Genomic DNA, 17,473 nt, shown 5'->3' with positions numbered 1-17,473 from the left:
TGGGCAAGCGAGAAGCGCGGGGGCAACGCAGAGGAAGGACGGGACCGATGAGGGTGTTGGCGGCGATGAGCGGCGGCGTGGATTCGGCGGTGGCAGCCGCACGGGCCGTGGCCGCGGGGCACGAGGTCGTCGGCGTGCACCTCGCGCTGTCGGCTAACCCCGCGACGCTGCGCACCGGCTCGCGCGGGTGTTGCTCCCGCGAGGACGCCGGCGACGCCCGCCGCGTCGCGGACATGCTCGGCATCCCGTTCTACGTATGGGATTTCGCCGAGCGCTTCCGCGAAGACGTGATCGAGGATTTCGTCGCTTCCTACGCCGCGGGCGAGACCCCCAATCCGTGCCTGCGCTGCAACGAGAAGATCAAGTTCGAGGCGCTTCTCGAACGGGGCATCGAGCTCGGTTTCGACGCCGTCGCCACCGGGCACTACGCACGGCTCGCGCGCGAGATCGATCCCGATGGGCGCGAGCGCACCGTGCTGCGGCGCGCCGTCGACGAGGCGAAGGACCAGTCCTACGTGCTCGGAGTCCTCACCCCCGAGCAGCTCGAGCACTCGCTGTTCCCGCTCGGCGACTCGCTCAAGCCGGACATCCGGGCGGAGGCCGAGGCGGCGGGATTCTCCGTGGCCTCGAAGCCCGATTCCCACGACATCTGCTTTATCCCCTCCGGGGACACACAGGCATTCCTCGGCGCGAAAATCGGTGTCCGCCCCGGAGCGCTCGTCGAAGCCTCTACCGGGGTAGAGATCGGCCGACACGAAGGCGTGCACGGCTTTACCATCGGCCAGCGCAAGGGTCTCGGGCTCGAGCGGCCCGCCCAGGACGGCAAGCCGAGGTATGTGACGGCGATCGACGCGGATACCGGGACTGTGACCGTCGGCGGCAATGAGTACCTCTCGGTGGACGAACTCGTCGCCGACAGGCCGTACTGGCTCGCCGATCCGGAGATCCGCTCGCTCGAGGAGTGCGATGTCCAGGTGCGGGCCCACGGCGGAGTGGTTCCCGCGGTGCTCACGCGCGTTCGCGGCGACACCGGCGAGGAGTTCCGACTCGCGCTGCGCGAGCCGCTTCGCGGCGTCGCGCCAGGCCAAGCCGCGGTGCTCTACGCCCGCGACGCCGAGCGCGGGGACCGCGTCCTCGGTTCGGCGACCATTCGGACGACGCATTCCGTCGCGGCCGTCTAGAGGGGCGTAGCGCCGATGCATTCCATGGCGACGTCTGCCGCGAGCTTCGGCGGCACGGATCCGCGCGCGATCGCGCGGATGGTGGTCGGCGAGATCCCCGAGCTCCCCGTCGTGCCGGCGCTTCCCGACCGCGGAGTCGGCGCCGACGCCGTGGGCCGGACCTGCGCCCTGCTCGTCGATCTCCCCGTCGACCTCTCCCCGCGGGCGTGGCGGCTCGCGGACTCTCCGGGTAGGGCCGGACGCCGTGCGGCGGACTTCCTCGACCGTGATCTCGATGCTCTCGAGCAACAGGTCGAACTGGCCCGCGGCGCCGTTGTCGACGGTGGATCGGCGTTTCCCGCCACCGCCATCCGATTCGAGACTGTGGGTCCGTGGAGCCTCGCCGCCAGAGTCGAGCTGCCCGGAGGGCGCCCCGTGCTCTCGGATTCCGGAGCTCGAAGGGATCTCGCCGAATCCCTCCGGGAGGGCCTCTCTGCGCTGTGTTCGAGGGCCCGCGCGAGATTCAGCGTGCCCGTGCGACTCGTCCTCGACGAACCCGAGCTCTGGCGTATCGCCGCCGGAAGCGTTCCCGCGCCGAGCGAATTCGATCCCGTCGCCGCCGTCCCCCGCGAGCGGCTCGCCATGGCGCTGTCGCGCTTCGCCGCTGCGCTCCGCAGCTCCGACGACGTGGATTCTGTGTTCGTCCGCGCCCCCGGAAGGAATTCGAGCGACGCGCCGACCGCTTGGCCCGTGCTCCTCGAGCCTCCTCAGGGCGAGGCGAGGGTCGACGGGATCGTTTTCGACGCCGCCGATCTCCTCGCATGGGCGGACGCGGGGGCCTCTGCGCAGGGGCGGGGCAGCGATAGAACGCGGCCGGTCCACGGATGGGCGGACGGCGACCGAGACCCGCAGGCCTTCGCACTGCTCGATGCCCTGGGCGCTCTGCTCTCCGACGGCGGGCGAGCGGAGCTACACCGGACCCAGGTGCTCGCCGGTCGCGAGACGCCTCGGACGAACGGCGAGGCGGAGGCAGTCGCGGCGAGGATCGTTTCCCTTATCGACCGTCTCGCCGTCGACCGGCCGATGGCCGTCGACAACATCGCCCTTGCCGCAGGGGAGCGGGACACGGCGTCGTCGACCGCAGCGGCCGCCGCCCTCGCGGGAGCACGCCGCACCGCGGACGTGCTCCCGCGCGTCGCTGCGGGTTAGGGAGACCACCTGCAGCCGGGGCGTACTACTCCTTCGGCGCCGGCGCGTCGAACGACCAGAGGACGCCGAACTTGTCCACGACCTGCCCGTAGTAGTCGCCCCACGGTGCGGGCCCGAAAGGCATGCCGACCTCTCCGCCGGACGAGGTGATCTTCTCGATGACCTCGCGGGCCTCGTCCGGGCTGTCGTACGAGAGCAGGAACGAATAGTTGTGGATGTCGAGGGGATCCGGGTTCTCGGACAACGAATCGCCTCCGGCGAGCGGGACGGGGCCCTCGATTTGCCCGTGTGCGACGGCATGGGCCGGGGGATCGAACGGCATCCCCTCGAGCTGGGCATCACCGTACTTGAGGATCTGGAGCTCGCCGCCGAACAGCGAGTGGTAGTACGTGAGCGCTTCCGCGGCATTGCCGGGGAAGGAGATGTAGGAGTGGAATCGCTGTGCCATGGTGCGACCGCCTTCGTGTGTGTTCGAACTGAGAACCTCCACCGAGATCTGGTGGGCGAGTGCGCGGCGACGTCTGTCCGTAAAGCTGCGTACCCGGAATTCCATCGCCCACCGAAAACACTACCGAGGCAACGGACTACGCAATTGTCCGTTCCTGCGCAGCCAGCACCGGTGCCGCCGGCCCGCCCGCGCTACCGCCCGATCGGCCAGGCGGTGTTGACATCGTCCGCCGGGCGACCCGAGCGCTGCAGGTACTCACGGAAGCTCTCCTGGCGCTCCTTGTGCCATCGTGCCTGGAGGGCATTGAGCTCGTACCAATCCGCCGCGGACTCGATCTCGGGGGATCCGGAGAGCTTCCACGCGAGGCGAGCAGCGGCGAGGGCATCGCTGGCGGCATCGTGCGCGCCATCGAGCCGGACTCCGTAGTGCTCCGACAGAGCGGTGAGGGTGCGCTTGCCCTTGCGATACGGGTCCACCGCGCGGTCGACCACGTACGGGTCGAGCACTGGGCCTGCCACCTCAAACGACGGATCGAGGCGATGGAGGATGGTGAGATCGAAGGGGGCGTTGAAGACGACGAGGGCGTAGCCCTCCGACCAGCCCTGCCGGATGAGATCGATGGTCTCCGCGACGACCTCGGCGTGCGGGCGGCCCTCGGCGCGGGCCTTCTCCGTCGAGATCCCGTGGATCGCCGCCGCCTCGGGAGGGATCTCGACTCCCGGGTCCGCGAGCCAGGTCTTCTCCTGGACATCGGTCCCCGTGATCCGCATAAGTGCCGAGGTGACCACGTGGGCCGTCGACGGATCGGGACCTGTGGTCTCGAGATCGAACGACAGCAGCCGTGACCGATCCAGCGCAGGGGTTCCTGCAGCCATGTTGCTGATCCTCCTGAGCGAGAGCCGATTGCGAGAGAGCTGTGTGCGATAAGGGAAGTCGCGCCCGATCGTATGCCTCGAGCGTCACCCCACACGCTAGGCGCAGCCTCGGACAATCCGATCGAGGAGGTCCCGGCGACGTGATCCGAGCGCAGCGGGCCGGCCGCAGGCACTGTCGTTACCCTGGACCGCGTGACTGGAGATCAGAACGGCGTGGGCGCGGACGGCATAGGCGAGACCGAGAGTCCTGCCGGCGGCGAGGGGGAGTCGCTCCCCGACGCGGCGCGGCGCGAGTGGGCGGAGCTCGCCGAAGAGGTGCGCGGGCATCAGTTCCGCTACTACGTCCAGGACGCGCCGGTCATCGGCGACGGCGAGTTCGACGAGCTGCTCGGCAGGCTCCAACGGCTCGAGGAGGACCACCCCGAGCTACGCACGCCGGATTCTCCGACCCAGCTCGTCGGCGGCGGCTTCGAGACCGACTTCGCGGAGGTCGAGCACGTCGAGCGCATGCTCAGTCTCGACAACGTCTTCAGCGAGGCCGAGCTGCGGGAGTGGATCGAGCACGCAACGGAGGAGTCAGGCGCTTCCGCAAAGGATCTGCCGTTCCTGTGCGAACTCAAGATCGACGGAGTCGCCATCGACCTCGTCTACCGCGCGGGGCGGCTCGAGACCGCAGCCACTCGCGGCGACGGGCGGACGGGCGAGGACGTCACCCTCAACGCCCGCACGATCGCCGATATCCCCACCGAACTCACCGGAACGAAGGAGCGCCCGGTTCCGGATCTCCTCGAGGTGCGCGGCGAGGTGTTCTTCCGGCGCGAGGACTTCGAGGCGCTCAACCGCTCGCTCGTCGCCGAGGGCAAGGACCCGTTCGCGAACCCGCGCAACTCGGCGGCCGGTTCGCTGCGGCAGAAGAACCCGGCCGTCACCGCCCGCCGCCGTCTCGGGATGATCTGCCACGGTCTCGGCGCGGTAGAGGGCGCGAGCTTCGATTCCCTCCACGACGTCTACACGGCGCTCGGAGACTGGGGGCTGCCCACTTCGCCGTACACGAAACAGGTCATCGGCGCGGATGCCGCCGTCGAGCAGATGCTCTATTGGGGCGAGCACCGCCACGACCCGGTCCACGAGATCGACGGCCTCGTGGTGAAGATCGACGACCGCTCGGTGCAGCGCCGACTCGGCTCGACCTCGCGTGCGCCCCGCTGGGCTATCGCCTACAAATACCCGCCCGAGGAGGTGACGACCCAGCTCCTCGACATCGCGGCGAGCGTGGGGCGCACCGGGCGGGTCACCCCGTACGCCAAGATGCGGCCTGTACTCGTGGCCGGGTCCACAGTGTCCATGGCCACGCTGCACAACCAGACCGAGGTCGCGCGCAAGGGCGTGCGGATCGGCGACGACGTGGTGATCCGCAAGGCAGGGGACGTAATCCCCGAGGTCCTCGGGCCGGTCGCGGGCACCCGCGACGGATCCGAATGGGAGTACCGGTTCTCCACTCGCTGCCCGGAGTGCGGCTCGGTCCTCGCCCCGGCGAAGGACGGGGACGCCGATTGGCGCTGCCCGAACCAGCGCCATTGCCCGGCCCAGCTCCGCCAGCGGCTCACCTACCTGGCCTCGCGCTCCGCCCTCGACATCGAGATGCTCGGGGAGAAGGGGGCGCGCGAGCTGCTCTCGAGCGGCGTCCTCGCCGACGAATCCACGCTGTTCTCGCTCACGGTCGCCGACCTAGAGAAGACCGCTCTCTATACGACCAAGAGCGGGAAGATCAACGCGAGCGGCACCAAACTCCTCGAGCAACTCGAGGGTGCGAAGGACTTCCCGCTGTGGCGCGTCCTCGTCTCGCTGTCCATCCGGCACGTCGGGCCGACCGCGGCACGCGCGCTGGCCACGAAGTTCGGCTCGATGCAGGCGATCCGGGAAGCCGCGACGGAGGATCTGGCCGACACCGATGGCGTGGGAGGCACGATCGCCGCGTCCGTCCGCGAGTGGTTCGAGGTCGATTGGCATGTGCTCATCGTCGACCGGTGGGCGGAGGCCGGAGTGTCGATGGAAGACGAGCGCGACGAGTCGACTCCCGCGACGCTCGACGGCCTCACTATCGTCGTCACCGGCTCGCTCGAGGGCTTCTCCCGCGACGGGGCGAAGGAGGCGATCATCTCCCGTGGCGGCAAGGCCTCCGGCTCGGTGTCGAAGAAGACCTCGTTCGTCGTGGTGGGGGCGTCGCCCGGCTCGAAGGCGGACAAGGCCGAACAACTCGGAGTGCGCGTCCTCGACGAGACGGGCTTCGTCGCGCTCCTCGAGGGCGGTCCCGAGGCGGTCGAGGTCGAGGACGGGCCCGCGGCGGACGAGACTCCGGCCGAATCTCCGGACGAGTCCTAGCTCGAGCCTCGGGGCCGGCTGCCCGTTCCTGCTCCTAGCTCCTGACGGCGGAGGCCGGCAGCACCGAGGAGACGATCCCCGCGAAGTATCCGAATCGGGCGAGCTCTGCCGGCCGGAAATCCGGGCCGCCGATGCGCCCGACCAGCAGCGCGAGGCTTCCGCCGAGGCGGGCCGTGGCCAGCGAGGTGTCCATGACGGTCCACGAGTCCGGCAGACCCTCGGTGGCCGGATCGAGCTCGATGGCGCGTTCGGCCGTGGGGATCTCGATGTTGAGGTGGTCGACATCCGCAGGGGCGGAGGCGCCGCCGGCGACGAGTCGCGACGTGCCTGCGGCAGAGTCGTTCTCGAGGACAAGCGCCCAGCTGACCCCGAGCACGCCGGGAAGATCGCTGGCTATGACGTCGAGCGCCGCGGGACCGGAAGACGACACGGTATCGATGAGCTGGAGCTCCTGATGGGCGCCGATGCGGCCGTCGAAAGGGCGCAGCGAGACCACGGAGACGCCGTCGAGGCTCTCTGCGGCCGTGATGAGCGTATCGGGGAGGGCTCCGGCGGGGACGTCGACGACGATGTCGTCGATCGCCGCGCCGTCGTACGACTCTACGACGTCGAGGCTGACGATATTCGCGTCCACGGAGCCCAGCGCGACGGCGAGGCCGCCCAGAGCGCCAGGCCGGTCGGGGATCGTGACACGCAACAGGTAGGACATGCGCACCATTGTGCCAATGAGCGCAGGCGAACGACGATCCTCATCGACGTGTTGTAGTTGCATTGGTCACACTTGCGTGGCGCGCGTGCGAGCCAGGGGCGAAGTGCCGGGAACCGGCGGGACTCGACTGCGGCGGACACCGGCTAGGCTTGTCGGGTACGCGAGCGGCCCGAACCGGGCCGCGACGATTCGAGGCGCCGTCAGCGGCGCCGGGGACGCGGCGCCCGAGCTGCGTTCCCCGAAGTAGAAACGACCATCAGAGGGAAGGACCGCCACTCCAGTGCCCGCGATCTCACGCGAAGAAGTCGCCCACCTTGCCCACCTCTCCAGGCTGGCGCTCACGGACGAAGAACTAGACGAATACTCGCAGCAGCTCGAGAAGATCCTCGAGCACGTCGCGGCGGTGAGCGACGTGGCGACGGACGATGTCCCCGCGATGAGCCATCCGACCCCGATCGTCAACGTCCAGCGCGACGACGTGCGGGTCCAGGGCCTCACCCCTGCGGAGGCGCTCGACCAGGCGCCCAACAGCGAGGGCGACCGGTTCCAGGTTCCCCAGATTCTCGGCGAGGAGTAGGCGTTATGGCGGATTCGAACTTCACGAACGCGCCCGGGGACTCCCTCGTCTCGCTGGGTGCCGCCGAGCTGGCGGAGAAGATCGCGGCGCGGGAGGTGTCCTCGGAGGAGGTCACCCGAGCCCACCTCGACCGGATCTCCGAGGTCGACGGCGAGATCAACGCCTTTCTCCATGTTGGTGGGGACGAGGCGCTGGCCGCGGCGCGTGCCGCCGACGCCGCAGCGGCGGCAGGCGAGGCCGTGGGGCCGCTCAACGGCGTGCCCGTCGCACTCAAGGACGTGTTCACCACGACCGACGCGCCGACCACCGCGGGCTCGAAGATCCTCGAGGGCTACCAATCGCCGTATGACGCGACGGTCACCGCTCGCCTCCGCACCGCGGGCCTGCCGATCCTCGGCAAGACCAACCTCGACGAATTCGCGATGGGCTCGTCCACGGAGAACTCGGCGTACGGGCCGACCCGCAACCCGCACGACCTATCGCGGACCCCGGGCGGCTCCGGCGGCGGTTCGGCGGCCGCGCTGGCCTCATTCCAGGCGCCGCTGGCGATCGGCACGGACACCGGCGGTTCGATCCGTCAGCCCGCCGCGCTTACCGGGACGGTCGGCGTCAAACCCACCTACGGAGGGGTTTCGCGCTACGGCCTCATCGCCTGCGCGTCCTCGCTCGACCAGGGCGGTCCCTGCGGGCGGACCGTGCTCGACACGGCGCTCCTCCACGAGGCCATCGCGGGCCACGACGCGCGTGATTCCACCTCACTCGACGCGGCCGTGCCCGGCGTCGTCGCAGCGGCGCGCGAAGGCGCGCGCGGGGATCTCTCGGGTGTCCGCGTCGGGGTCGTCAAGGAGTTCGACCTCGCCACCGGCGCTCAGCCCGGCGTGCGCGAGCGTTTCGAGGCCTCCCTCGAAGTCCTCAAGGAACGCGGAGCGGAGATCGTCGACGTCTCGTGCCCGAATTTCGTCCACGCCACCGCCGCGTACTACCTGATCCTCCCCTCGGAGGTGTCCTCGAACCTCGCCCGCTTCGACGCGATGCGCTACGGGCTGCGGGTCGACGACGACGGCAAGCACTCGGCCGAGCAGGTCATGGCCGCGACCCGCGACGCGGGCTTCGGCGCCGAGGTCAAGCGGCGCATCATGATCGGCACCTACGCGCTTTCCGCCGGTTACTACGACGCCTACTATGGCTCGGCGCAGAAGGTACGCACGCTCATCGCGCGCGACTTCGAGGCCGCCTACGAGAAGGTCGACATCATCGTCTCGCCGGCCACCCCGTCGACGGCCTTCGGCCTCGGCGAAAAGGTCGACGACCCGCTCGCGATGTACCTGTTCGACCTGTTCACGCTCCCGCTCAACCTCGCGGGTCACTGCGGAATGTCGGTTCCCGTCGGCACCGCTTCGGATACCGGACTCCCGGTCGGGCTCCAGATCATGGCGCCGCCGCAGGCGGACGACCGGCTCTACCGGGTCGGCGCCACTTTCGAAGCCGCTACGGCCGGTTAGGAGAGGGCGCTCGTGGCCCAGACTTTCGCACCGCTTCCCGACAGGAAGGCGTGGCTCGCGCTCTCCGCAGTGGTCATCGGCTTCTTCATGATCCTCGTGGATCAGACGATCGTCGCCGTCGCCTCCGAGGCGCTCGGCGAGGATCTCGGGGCGACAGAGAACCAGATCATCTGGGTCACGAGCGCCTATCTGCTCGCGTTCGCCGTCCCGCTGCTGTTCACGGGGCGACTCGGCGATCAGATCGGTCCGAAGAAGGCGACGATCCTCGGCCTCGTGATCTTCACGGGCGCTTCGCTGTGGTGCGGGCTCTCGGGAAGCATCGGGATGCTCATCGTCGCCCGAGTGGTGCAGGGCTTCGGCGCGGCGCTCGTGAGTCCCCAGTCCCTCGCCGTCATCACCCGGGTCTTCCGGCAGGAAGCCCGCGGCGGCGCGATGGGCGCGTGGGGAGCGGTGGCCGGCATCGCCACGATGGTCGGGCCCATCGCCGGCGGCCTACTCGTCGACTCGGTGGGCTGGCGCTGGATCTTCTTCGTCAACATCCCCATTGGGGTGATCGCGGTGATTGCCGTGTTCCGCCTCGTCCCCGAGCTCCCCACATCAGCCCATCGCTACGACTACCTCGGCATCTTCCTCTCGGCGGTCGGCATGTTCTGCCTCGTGTTCGGCGTGCAGCAGGGCTCGGAGAAGGAGTGGTCGGGAACGTATATCGGTCTCATCGTGGCGGGCGTCGTCATCCTCGCGATCTTCGTGTGGTGGCAGAGCCGGGTGCGGACCGAGCCGCTGGTCCCGCTGCGGCTCTTCGCGAATCGGAACTTCTCCGTCGGCAACCTCGCGATCACGACGATGGGCTTCGTCGTCGCCGGCACGATGGTGCCGCTCATGATGTTCCTGCAGATGGTCATGGGGCTCAGCGCGATCGAGTCGGGGCTCGTGCTCGTGCCGATGGCGGTGGTCTCGGGCATCCTCGCGCCGTTCGTCGGGCGACTCGCCGACCGGGTCGACCCGCGCGTGCTCACGCTCATCGGCTACTGCTCGGTCGCCGGCTCGGTGCTGTGGCTCGCGCTCGTGATGAGCTCGGACACGTCGGTGCCCGATCTCATGGGCCCGATGGTGCTCCTCGGCGTCGGCAACGGCTTCGTCTGGGCACCGACGTCCTCGACGACCATGCGCACCCTCGACCTGCGCATCGCGGGCGCCGGATCCGGTGTCTACAACACCACCCGCCAGGTCGGCGCGGTCATCGGCTCGGCGGCGATCGCCGCCGTGATGCAGACGCGGATGACCCACTATCTCGGTCAGGGCACCGACCCGAAGTCGGCGCTCGCCGAGGGGCTTTCGGACGCGTTCATCCTCCCCGCGGTCGTGATCCTCATCGGCGGCCTCGTGACTCTGCTGTTCCGGACGAGCGCGCGGCGCGAGGCGGTCGAACCCGCCGCGGCGTAGGGCCACGCGCCGGGCGCGCCGCGCGGTTAGCCTGGAACGGACTCGGGCCGACCCGAGGCGAACGGAGAACAGGAGGCCCGACCGTGCGAATCGGAATGCTCACCGCCGGCGGCGATTGCCCTGGCCTCAATGCCGTGATCCGCGCCGTCGTCCGCACGTCCCGCGCCGAGTTCGATACGCCAGTCCTCGGTTTCCAGGACGGCTGGGCGGGTCTCGTCTACGACCGGGCAGTCGCGCTGTATGACGACGAACAGCTCGATCGCCTCCTCCGCCGCGGCGGCACGGTCCTCGGAACGGGCAGGCTGGCACCGGAGACCCTGCGCGAGAGCCTTACCGAGATCAGGGCGACGCTCGCCCGCCACGGCATCGACGTGCTCATCGCGATCGGCGGGGAGGGCACGCTCACCGCGGCCGCGTGGCTGCAGGAGAACGGCGTGCCGGTGGTGGGCGTGCCGAAGACGATCGACAACGACGTCGCGGCCACCGACGTCACGTTTGGCTTCGACACTGCGGTAGCGATCGCGGCGGACGCCATCGACCGGCTCCACACCACGGCCGAGTCCCACGAGCGGGTCATGCTCGTCGAGGTCATGGGCCGCCATGCCGGCTGGATCGCGCTGCACTCCGGCCTCGCCGCAGGCGCGCACATGATCGTCATTCCCGAGGTGCCCTTCGACATCGACGCCGTGTGCAAGGTGATGAAGCGGCGGTTCCAGATGGGCGAGAACTACGGGATCTGCGTCGTGGCCGAGGGTGCGGTGCCGGCCGAGGGGAGCGGGATGTCGCTGGGCTCCGGCGGCGTCGACGAGTTCGGCCACGAGAGGTTCACCGGAGTGGCCGCGGCGATGGCCGCCGAGATCACCGTCCGCCTCGACCGCGACGTGCGCACCACCGTGCTCGGCCACACCCAGCGAGGCGGCACGCCGACCGCACGCGACCGGGTCCTCGCCACACGCTTCGGCGTCCATGCGGCGCGGCTCGCCAATTCCGGGACGCACGGCGTCTTCGTCGCACTGCGCGGCGAGGAGATCATCCCGGTGGCCATCGCCGAGGCGAGTCGGGAGCTCAAGACAGTGCCCCCGGAGATGTATTCCGAGGCGGCCTCGCTCTTCGGCTAGCCTCACCGTCCCTCCCGGGAAGGCCCGAGTCTCGCGGCGGAATCCTCGCGGTAGAATCTCAGGCATGACTGCACCCGTGGATTTCAGCGACATCACCCCGCTCGAGTACGACGAGGTTTTGGCCGAATTCGACCCGGTCATGGGCATGGAGGTCCACGTCGAGCTCCGCACGGAGACCAAGATGTTCTGCGGTTGTGCCACGGGCTTCGGCGCCGAGCCGAACTCGCAGGTGTGCCCGGTGTGCCTTGGCCTGCCGGGCGCCCTCCCGGTGGTCAATCGGCTCGGCGTCGAGTGGGCCATCAAGATCGGCCTCGCGCTCGGCTGCCAGATCGCCCCGACGAGCCGTTTCGCCCGGAAGAACTACTTCTACCCGGACCAGCCGAAGAACTACCAGATCTCGCAGTACGACGAGCCCATCGCCTTCGACGGCGCGCTCGACGTGCAGCTCGCCGACGGCACCACGTGGCGCGTGGAGATCGAGCGCGCCCACATGGAGGAGGACACGGGCAAGTCCACCCACGTCGGTTCGGCCTCGGGCCGCATCCAGGGCGCGACGCACTCGCTCCTCGACTTCAACCGCGCGGGCGTCCCGCTCATCGAGATCGTCACCAAGCCCATCGAGGGCACCGGAGAGCGGGCGCCGGAGATCGCGCGCGCTTACGTCACCGCCCTGCGCGACCTCATCAAGAGCCTCGACGTCTCGGACGCGCGCATGGACCAGGGCTCTATCCGCTGCGATGCCAACGTCTCGCTCAAGCCCAAGGGCGCCACCGAGTTCGGCACGCGCACCGAGACGAAGAACGTCAACTCCCTGCGCAGCGTCGAGACCGCCGTGCGCTACGAGATGTGCCGCCAGGCCGCAGTGCTCAAGGCTGGAGGAGAGGTCGTCCTCGAGACGCGCCACTACCAGGAGGATTCGGGCACTACTTCCGCCGGCCGCCCGAAGGAGTCGGCAGAGGACTACCGATACTTCCCGGAGCCCGACCTCGCTCCGGTCGCGCCTTCGGAGGAGCTCATCGAGTCGATCCGTGCCTCGCTGCCCGAGCTGCCGTGGGTCCGCCGCGACCGTGTGCAGGCCGAGTGGGGTGTGTCCGACGAGGAGATGCGCGACCTAGTCAACGCCGGGGCGCTCGATCTCATCATCGCCACCGTTGATGCCGGGGCAGGTCCCACCGAGGCCCGCTCGTGGTGGGTCGCCTACCTCGCGCAGCAGGCAAACACCCGTGGCGTCGAGCTCGCGGAGCTCGAGATCACCCCGGCGCAGGTCGCGCGGGTCATCGAGCTCGTCTCGGAGGGGAAGCTCACCAATAAGCTCGGCCGCGAGGTCGTCGACGCCGTGCTCGATGGCGAGGGCGAGCCTGACGAGATCGTCGCCGCCCGCCGCCTCGAGGTCGTGCGCGACGACTCGGCGCTGCAGGCGGCCGTCGACGAGGCGCTCGCCGCGCAGCCCGACATCGTCGATAAGATCAAGGACGGCAAGGTCCAGGCCGCCGGTGCGATCGTCGGCGCGGTGATGAAGGCGACGCGCGGCCAGGCCGATCCCGCCAGGGTCAAGGAGCTCGTCCTCGCGGCCTGCGGGCAGGGTTAGACGAGGCTCGGCCCATCGGCTTTGACGGCGAACGGCCGGCGCTCCCTGATGGAAGCGCCGGCCGTTTTCGTCTATCCGCCCGGTGAAGGGCGAGCGGGAGCTAGGTCCGTTCGTCGGTGGTCGTGCCCTCAATGGGGAGGATCACGGCGCGGTCGTCGGTGGCGGTCGGGGCGCCGCCGGACTTGTTGGTCGTGGTGCCCACGAGGGCGTTGCCGGCCATGAGCCCGACCCCGGAGAAGCGCCCGTACTTGTCCTCGGCCAGCGGGGCCGGCGGGTTTGGGGCGACCCCGGAGGCGGGGTCCACCGTGAGCATGTCCACGCGCTTCGCGCTTGGCAGGGCCACGGCGGGTCCGGTCTGGGTCAGGGCGCAGCCGCCGAGATCGGATTGATCGGGCCACGACCACACCCGCACCGCCGCGCCCTGGTCCACGCGGAGCAGCTCGCCACCGGCACCGGAGTCCCCGCCGGCCGTGGCGTAGACGCCGGGGAAGATTCCCGCGCCCGTGCACAGCCCTGAAATCGGCTGCGTGCTCGACGCGAGCCGCTTGGGCGCCGGGGCGTTCCCGATCCCCGTGTATCCGGGGAAGGAGAGGACCTCGGTGCCCACGCCGAGCAGCATCGTGTCGCCGTCGAAGGCGATTCCTGCCCGGCTGTTGGGGGAGCCGGGGAGGCCCGAGGCGACGACCTTCGCGGCATCTCCGGCCGCGATTCGGACGATCTTCGTCTCCCTGCCGGAGACGAGCGCGGCGAAGACGAGCTTGTCCTGCGCGTAGCTCGGCGACAGGGCGAGCGAGACCACCGACCCCTCGGCCGGGTCGATCGTCGCGAAGGGCTTGGGGTCCCCGTTTTCGGAGACCGTTGACATCCTCCCTGAGTCGCTCTCGGCGATGATCGCCTCGGCGCTCTCGGGCAGCCCCACGACTGCGGCCGTGGGGCCGAGGCATGTGGCGATCACCGCGGGGTCCGGGTCCACGCACTCGCCGGTCTCCGGTTTCTCGGCGGGAGCCGAGCTCGATGGCGGCGGGGACTCCGGCGGAGTGATCGTCGGAGGCACGTTCGGCGAAGGCGCGCCCCCGCCGGCGCCCATCTCCTGGACCGGCGTGAACGGCGCGGACTGGGCTTCGTCGAAGTGTGCGCAGCCAGCCGCGAGCGCGGGGGCCACGGCGAGGGCGACGCTCGCCGTCAGCAAGCGTAGGCCGCGGCGCGGGCGGGCGGACGGTCCCGCCGCGCCCGGGTGGAGGGCCTGTTCGTGCATGGGTTCAGGGTACGTGCCAGGCCCCTGGCAATGACGACGCACGCCGCAATCGGCAGCGAGTCCGCCCTCGCGGCATGCGGGAGCCGGTCGAAGGGCGCCGAAGCCGCGCAAGCGAGGGCGGTGCGCTGCCGGACGGTATCGGCCCTGGGCGAAAAAGGGCCACGCGCACGCGAGGTCCCCACCACCTGCGGTGCTACGCCCTATTCTCGGGGGCGTGAAACTTCCATTCGGGCTAGACAAGTATCTCGGCGGCGACGATCCCGACCAGGTGGAGGGATCTGCGGCGGACAAGGGCGAGCGGGCCGGCGAAACCGCCGGAGCCGATCGCGGGGCACGGAGCGATGCAGTCGCATCGCGCGCGTCCGCCGGAGCGGGCGACGCTTCGGGAGAGACGCGTGGGTTCCCCGCGCCGACGGGGGAACGCGCCGCGCCGCAATCGGTAGGCGTCCCCAAGAAGACCTCGCGTTGGTCCCGCGGCTCGAAGGGCGGTTCCGCGGCGACCACGACGGGGCCGGCGGAGTCGCCCGTCTCCGAGCCGACGACTCAGGCCGAGGGGGACGCCACCCAGGCGTTCCCGGCCCCTGAAAAGGCGGCGGAGCCTGCGCCCGCAGAGACGACGGTCGAGCCGCCGAGGACTGCTTCGCCGGCTTCCGACACCGAGACCCAGGCGATCCCGCGCGAGGACATGCCCGTCCCGCCGAAGAACACCGATACGGGTGCGAGCGCGAACGCCGGCGCACAGCATAAGCCGGGTGCGGATGCAACGGACGCCAAGGGAGACGCCGATGCGGGCGTCTCGAAGGGCGCTGCTACCGCGGCTGGCGTGGCTACCGCAGGTGCAGCGGCCACCGGTGTGGCGGCGTCGTCGGCCGGCGGCGACGCCGGTTCCGATTCCGATCCGAAGAAGCCGCCGTTCGTGCGCCCCGCCGAGTCGCGGAAGGCCTCCGCCGGCGAGCCCGAGCAGGCAACGTCGGCGCCCGCGGAATCCGCGCAGACGGTGCAGGCGGCGCAGCCCGGACAAGCAGCGCCGTCGCCCGCCTCGTCGCCCGTAGAACCCGAAGCGGCTACCGTCGCGCCCACCGAGCAGATCTCCGCGGACGATTCCGGCAAGAACGGCGCGAGCAAGCACGATGCGAGCAAGGACGGCGCGCACGGCCCGCATACCGCCGCAGCGATCGGCGGCGGCATTGCCGGCGGCGCCGGTCTCGGCGCGCTCCTCGGCTCTTCACAGGCCGGCGGCGATACGACCGGCGGCGAGAACGGGAAGAGCACCGCTTCCTCGACCGAACACATCCGAACCGCAGAACAGGAAGGTTCAGCCAACGTGAACCCGCAGAGCACCCCGGAGCAGGCAACCACTGCCTTTCCCATGGCGGGGGCCGACTACGGCTTCGTCGACGCTCCCGAGGACGATGCGGCGTATGCGGACTCCGTCCACGGCGCGAATCATGGTTCGGACTACGGCACGGTCGGTGCCGCTCCCGCGGAGAAGCCTCGCAGGGGCACGGCGGACTTCGGACTCTTCGTTCTCCGCATCGCCGTCGCCGCGCTGCTCGGGCTCCACGGGCTTCGCATCGCTTTCGGCCTCTTCGACGGCCCCGGCACCGACGGAATGGCCGAGGTCCTCTCCTCGGCCGGATTCGACTCCGCGACCACGCCTCTCGCATACGGCCTCGGGGCCGCGGCGCTCGTCGGGGCGGTGCTGCTCATTCTCGGCCTCGTCGCCCCGCTCGCGGTGACAATCCTCTTGGCCTTCGTAGCGCTCAGCGCGCTCATCGCGCTCGGCGCCGCAGATTCCACGACGATTCTCGGCGGCTCCGATCTCTCCGGCGCGCCCGGAGGCGGCCTCGAGCTGCACATCGTCTACGCCGCGGCGCTCGTCGCGCTCCTCTTCGCCGGCGGTGGCAAGTGGGGCTTCGACGCGGGCCGCAAGTGGGCGGCGGCGCCGAAGTGGTCGGGCTTCGCCGGGATCATCGTGGCGGCCGTGGCAGTCGGCCTCATCTGGTACTTCCTCAACGGGACCAACCCGATCGCCACGACCTGATAACCACTCCCGTGATGCTTGCCCGGTAGCCGCGGCGCCCGCGGGCTTTCCCCGTCCGTCGGCACCGGGGGAGAGAAACGAAAGCGACCCGCGAATCCGAAGTGGATTCGCGGGTCGCTGTCATTCGTGCCGGTCCCGGAAGCGGGGAGGAGGCTCCCTACTCGGGGACGACGCGCACGGCGCCCTTGTCGGCGGACGAGGCCATGGAAGCGTAAGCGCGCAGCGCCTTGGAGACGATGCGGTTGCGGTTCACCGGCTTCCACGGATTTTCCGAGGCCTCCATTTCCTCGCGGCGGCGCTGCATCTCCTCCTCGGAGACGTCGGCGACGATGGACCGCTCCTTGACGTCGAGGGTGATGATGTCGCCATCGCGGATGAGACCGATCGGACCGCCGGCAGCTGCTTCGGGGGCGATGTGTCCGATCGACAGGCCCGAGGAGCCGCCGGAGAAGCGGCCGTCGGTGATCAGCGCGCATTTCTTGCCCAGGCCCGCGCCCTTGAGGAAGGCGGTGGGGTGGAGCATCTCCTGCATGCCGGGGCCGCCCGAGGGGCCCTCGTAGCGCACGACGAGCACGTCGCCCGGCTGGATCTCCTTCTTGAGGATCACCGAAACCGCCTCCTCCTGCGACTCGACGACGCGCGCGGGGCCGGAGAAGTGGAAGCTGTCCTCGGAGACACCTGCGGTCTTGAAGACCGAGCCGTTGGGCGCGACATTGCCGCGGAGCACGACGAGACCGCCTTCTGCAGTGCATGGGTGCTCGACATCGTGGATGCAGCCGTTCTCGGCGTCGGTGTCGAGGGACACCCAGCGGTTCTCCGTGGAGAACGGGACCGTGGTGCGCACCCCGCCCGGGGCGGCGTAGAAGAGCTCGGTCGCCTCCTCGCTCGCGGTGCCGGAACGGATGTCCCACTCCTCGAGGTACGCCTCCAGGCTCGGGGAGTGGACCGAGTGGACGCCGTTGTCGAGCAGCCCGCCGCGGTGGAGCTCCCCGAGGATCGCGGGGATGCCGCCGGCGCGGTGCACGTGCTCCATGTAGTACTCGGAGTTCGGGGCGACCTTGGACAGGCATGGCGTGGTGCGGGAGACGGCCTCGATGTCGGAGAGATCGAAATCGATCTCGCCTTCCTGCGCGGCGGCGAGGATATGGAGGACCGTGTTGGTC

Annotated in this window: 14 protein-coding genes; 9 read left to right on the top strand and 5 right to left on the bottom strand. The window is 69.9% G+C overall.

Annotated features, from left to right (window positions below):
- The first annotated feature begins 47 nt into the window (after positions 1–47).
- Positions 48–1,181, top strand: coding sequence for a tRNA 2-thiouridine(34) synthase MnmA (gene mnmA, locus V7E05_RS03150; RefSeq protein WP_333618218.1), 1,134 nt, complete (start codon positions 48–50; stop codon positions 1,179–1,181).
- 15 nt (positions 1,182–1,196) lie between these two features.
- On the top strand, positions 1,197–2,369 hold the full coding sequence (locus V7E05_RS03145; RefSeq protein ID WP_333618217.1) for a cobalamin-independent methionine synthase: 1,173 nt from the start codon (positions 1,197–1,199) through the stop codon (positions 2,367–2,369).
- A gap of 25 nt (positions 2,370–2,394) precedes the next feature.
- Here V7E05_RS03145 and V7E05_RS03140 read toward each other — a convergent pair whose 3' ends face one another.
- Positions 2,395–2,817 (bottom strand): VOC family protein, encoded by a 423-nt coding sequence (locus V7E05_RS03140; protein ID WP_333618216.1) that lies wholly within the window; start codon positions 2,815–2,817, stop codon positions 2,395–2,397.
- 191 nt (positions 2,818–3,008) lie between these two features.
- Entirely contained in the window at positions 3,009–3,692 is a 684-nt protein-coding gene (locus V7E05_RS03135) for an exonuclease domain-containing protein (protein WP_333618215.1), read from the bottom strand.
- A gap of 228 nt (positions 3,693–3,920) precedes the next feature.
- Here V7E05_RS03135 and ligA point away from each other — a divergent pair, with 228 nt between their 5' ends.
- Positions 3,921–6,074, top strand: a complete 2,154-nt coding sequence (ligA, locus tag V7E05_RS03130; RefSeq protein WP_333618244.1) for an NAD-dependent DNA ligase LigA — start codon at positions 3,921–3,923, stop codon at positions 6,072–6,074.
- 34 nt (positions 6,075–6,108) lie between these two features.
- Here the strand turns inward: ligA and V7E05_RS03125 are convergent, their stop codons facing one another.
- Positions 6,109–6,783: an ACT domain-containing protein gene (locus tag V7E05_RS03125; RefSeq protein WP_333618214.1), complete on the bottom strand. Its 675-nt coding sequence runs from the start codon at positions 6,781–6,783 to the stop codon at positions 6,109–6,111.
- 280 nt (positions 6,784–7,063) lie between these two features.
- Between V7E05_RS03125 and gatC the strand changes: the two genes are divergently transcribed.
- The 5 genes from gatC (at position 7,064) to gatB (ending at position 13,011) form a co-directional block, all read left to right on the top strand.
- The gene (gene gatC, locus V7E05_RS03120; protein WP_333618213.1) at positions 7,064–7,360 is read left to right on the top strand and encodes an Asp-tRNA(Asn)/Glu-tRNA(Gln) amidotransferase subunit GatC; all 297 of its coding nucleotides are present in this window, start codon (positions 7,064–7,066) and stop codon (positions 7,358–7,360) included.
- Between the two features lie 5 nt (positions 7,361–7,365).
- The gene (gene gatA, locus V7E05_RS03115; RefSeq protein ID WP_333618212.1) at positions 7,366–8,862 is read left to right on the top strand and encodes an Asp-tRNA(Asn)/Glu-tRNA(Gln) amidotransferase subunit GatA; all 1,497 of its coding nucleotides are present in this window, start codon (positions 7,366–7,368) and stop codon (positions 8,860–8,862) included.
- A 12-nt stretch (positions 8,863–8,874) separates the two neighbouring features.
- Positions 8,875–10,305, top strand: a complete 1,431-nt coding sequence (locus V7E05_RS03110; protein ID WP_333618211.1) for a DHA2 family efflux MFS transporter permease subunit — start codon at positions 8,875–8,877, stop codon at positions 10,303–10,305.
- An 83-nt stretch (positions 10,306–10,388) separates the two neighbouring features.
- Positions 10,389–11,423: an ATP-dependent 6-phosphofructokinase gene (locus V7E05_RS03105; protein ID WP_333618210.1), complete on the top strand. Its 1,035-nt coding sequence runs from the start codon at positions 10,389–10,391 to the stop codon at positions 11,421–11,423.
- A gap of 64 nt (positions 11,424–11,487) precedes the next feature.
- On the top strand, positions 11,488–13,011 hold the full coding sequence (gene gatB, locus V7E05_RS03100; RefSeq protein ID WP_333618209.1) for an Asp-tRNA(Asn)/Glu-tRNA(Gln) amidotransferase subunit GatB: 1,524 nt from the start codon (positions 11,488–11,490) through the stop codon (positions 13,009–13,011).
- A gap of 100 nt (positions 13,012–13,111) precedes the next feature.
- Here the strand turns inward: gatB and V7E05_RS03095 are convergent, their stop codons facing one another.
- The gene (locus tag V7E05_RS03095; protein WP_333618208.1) at positions 13,112–14,266 is read right to left on the bottom strand and encodes an oxidoreductase; all 1,155 of its coding nucleotides are present in this window, start codon (positions 14,264–14,266) and stop codon (positions 13,112–13,114) included.
- Positions 14,267–14,480: 214 nt separating this feature from the next.
- On the opposite strand from V7E05_RS03095, the gene V7E05_RS03090 reads away from it, so the two are divergent.
- The gene (locus V7E05_RS03090) at positions 14,481–16,310 is read left to right on the top strand and encodes a DoxX family protein (RefSeq protein WP_333618207.1); all 1,830 of its coding nucleotides are present in this window, start codon (positions 14,481–14,483) and stop codon (positions 16,308–16,310) included.
- 157 nt (positions 16,311–16,467) lie between these two features.
- Here V7E05_RS03090 and V7E05_RS03085 read toward each other — a convergent pair.
- A partial coding sequence (locus V7E05_RS03085; RefSeq protein WP_333618206.1) for a dihydroxy-acid dehydratase domain-containing protein occupies positions 16,468–17,473 on the bottom strand: 1,006 nt, incomplete at its 5' end.

The organism is Dietzia sp. (genome assembly GCF_036741115.1).
Classification (GTDB): Bacteria; Actinomycetota; Actinomycetes; order Mycobacteriales; family Mycobacteriaceae; genus Dietzia.
This window is presented reverse-complemented; position numbering and strand designations above follow the sequence as displayed.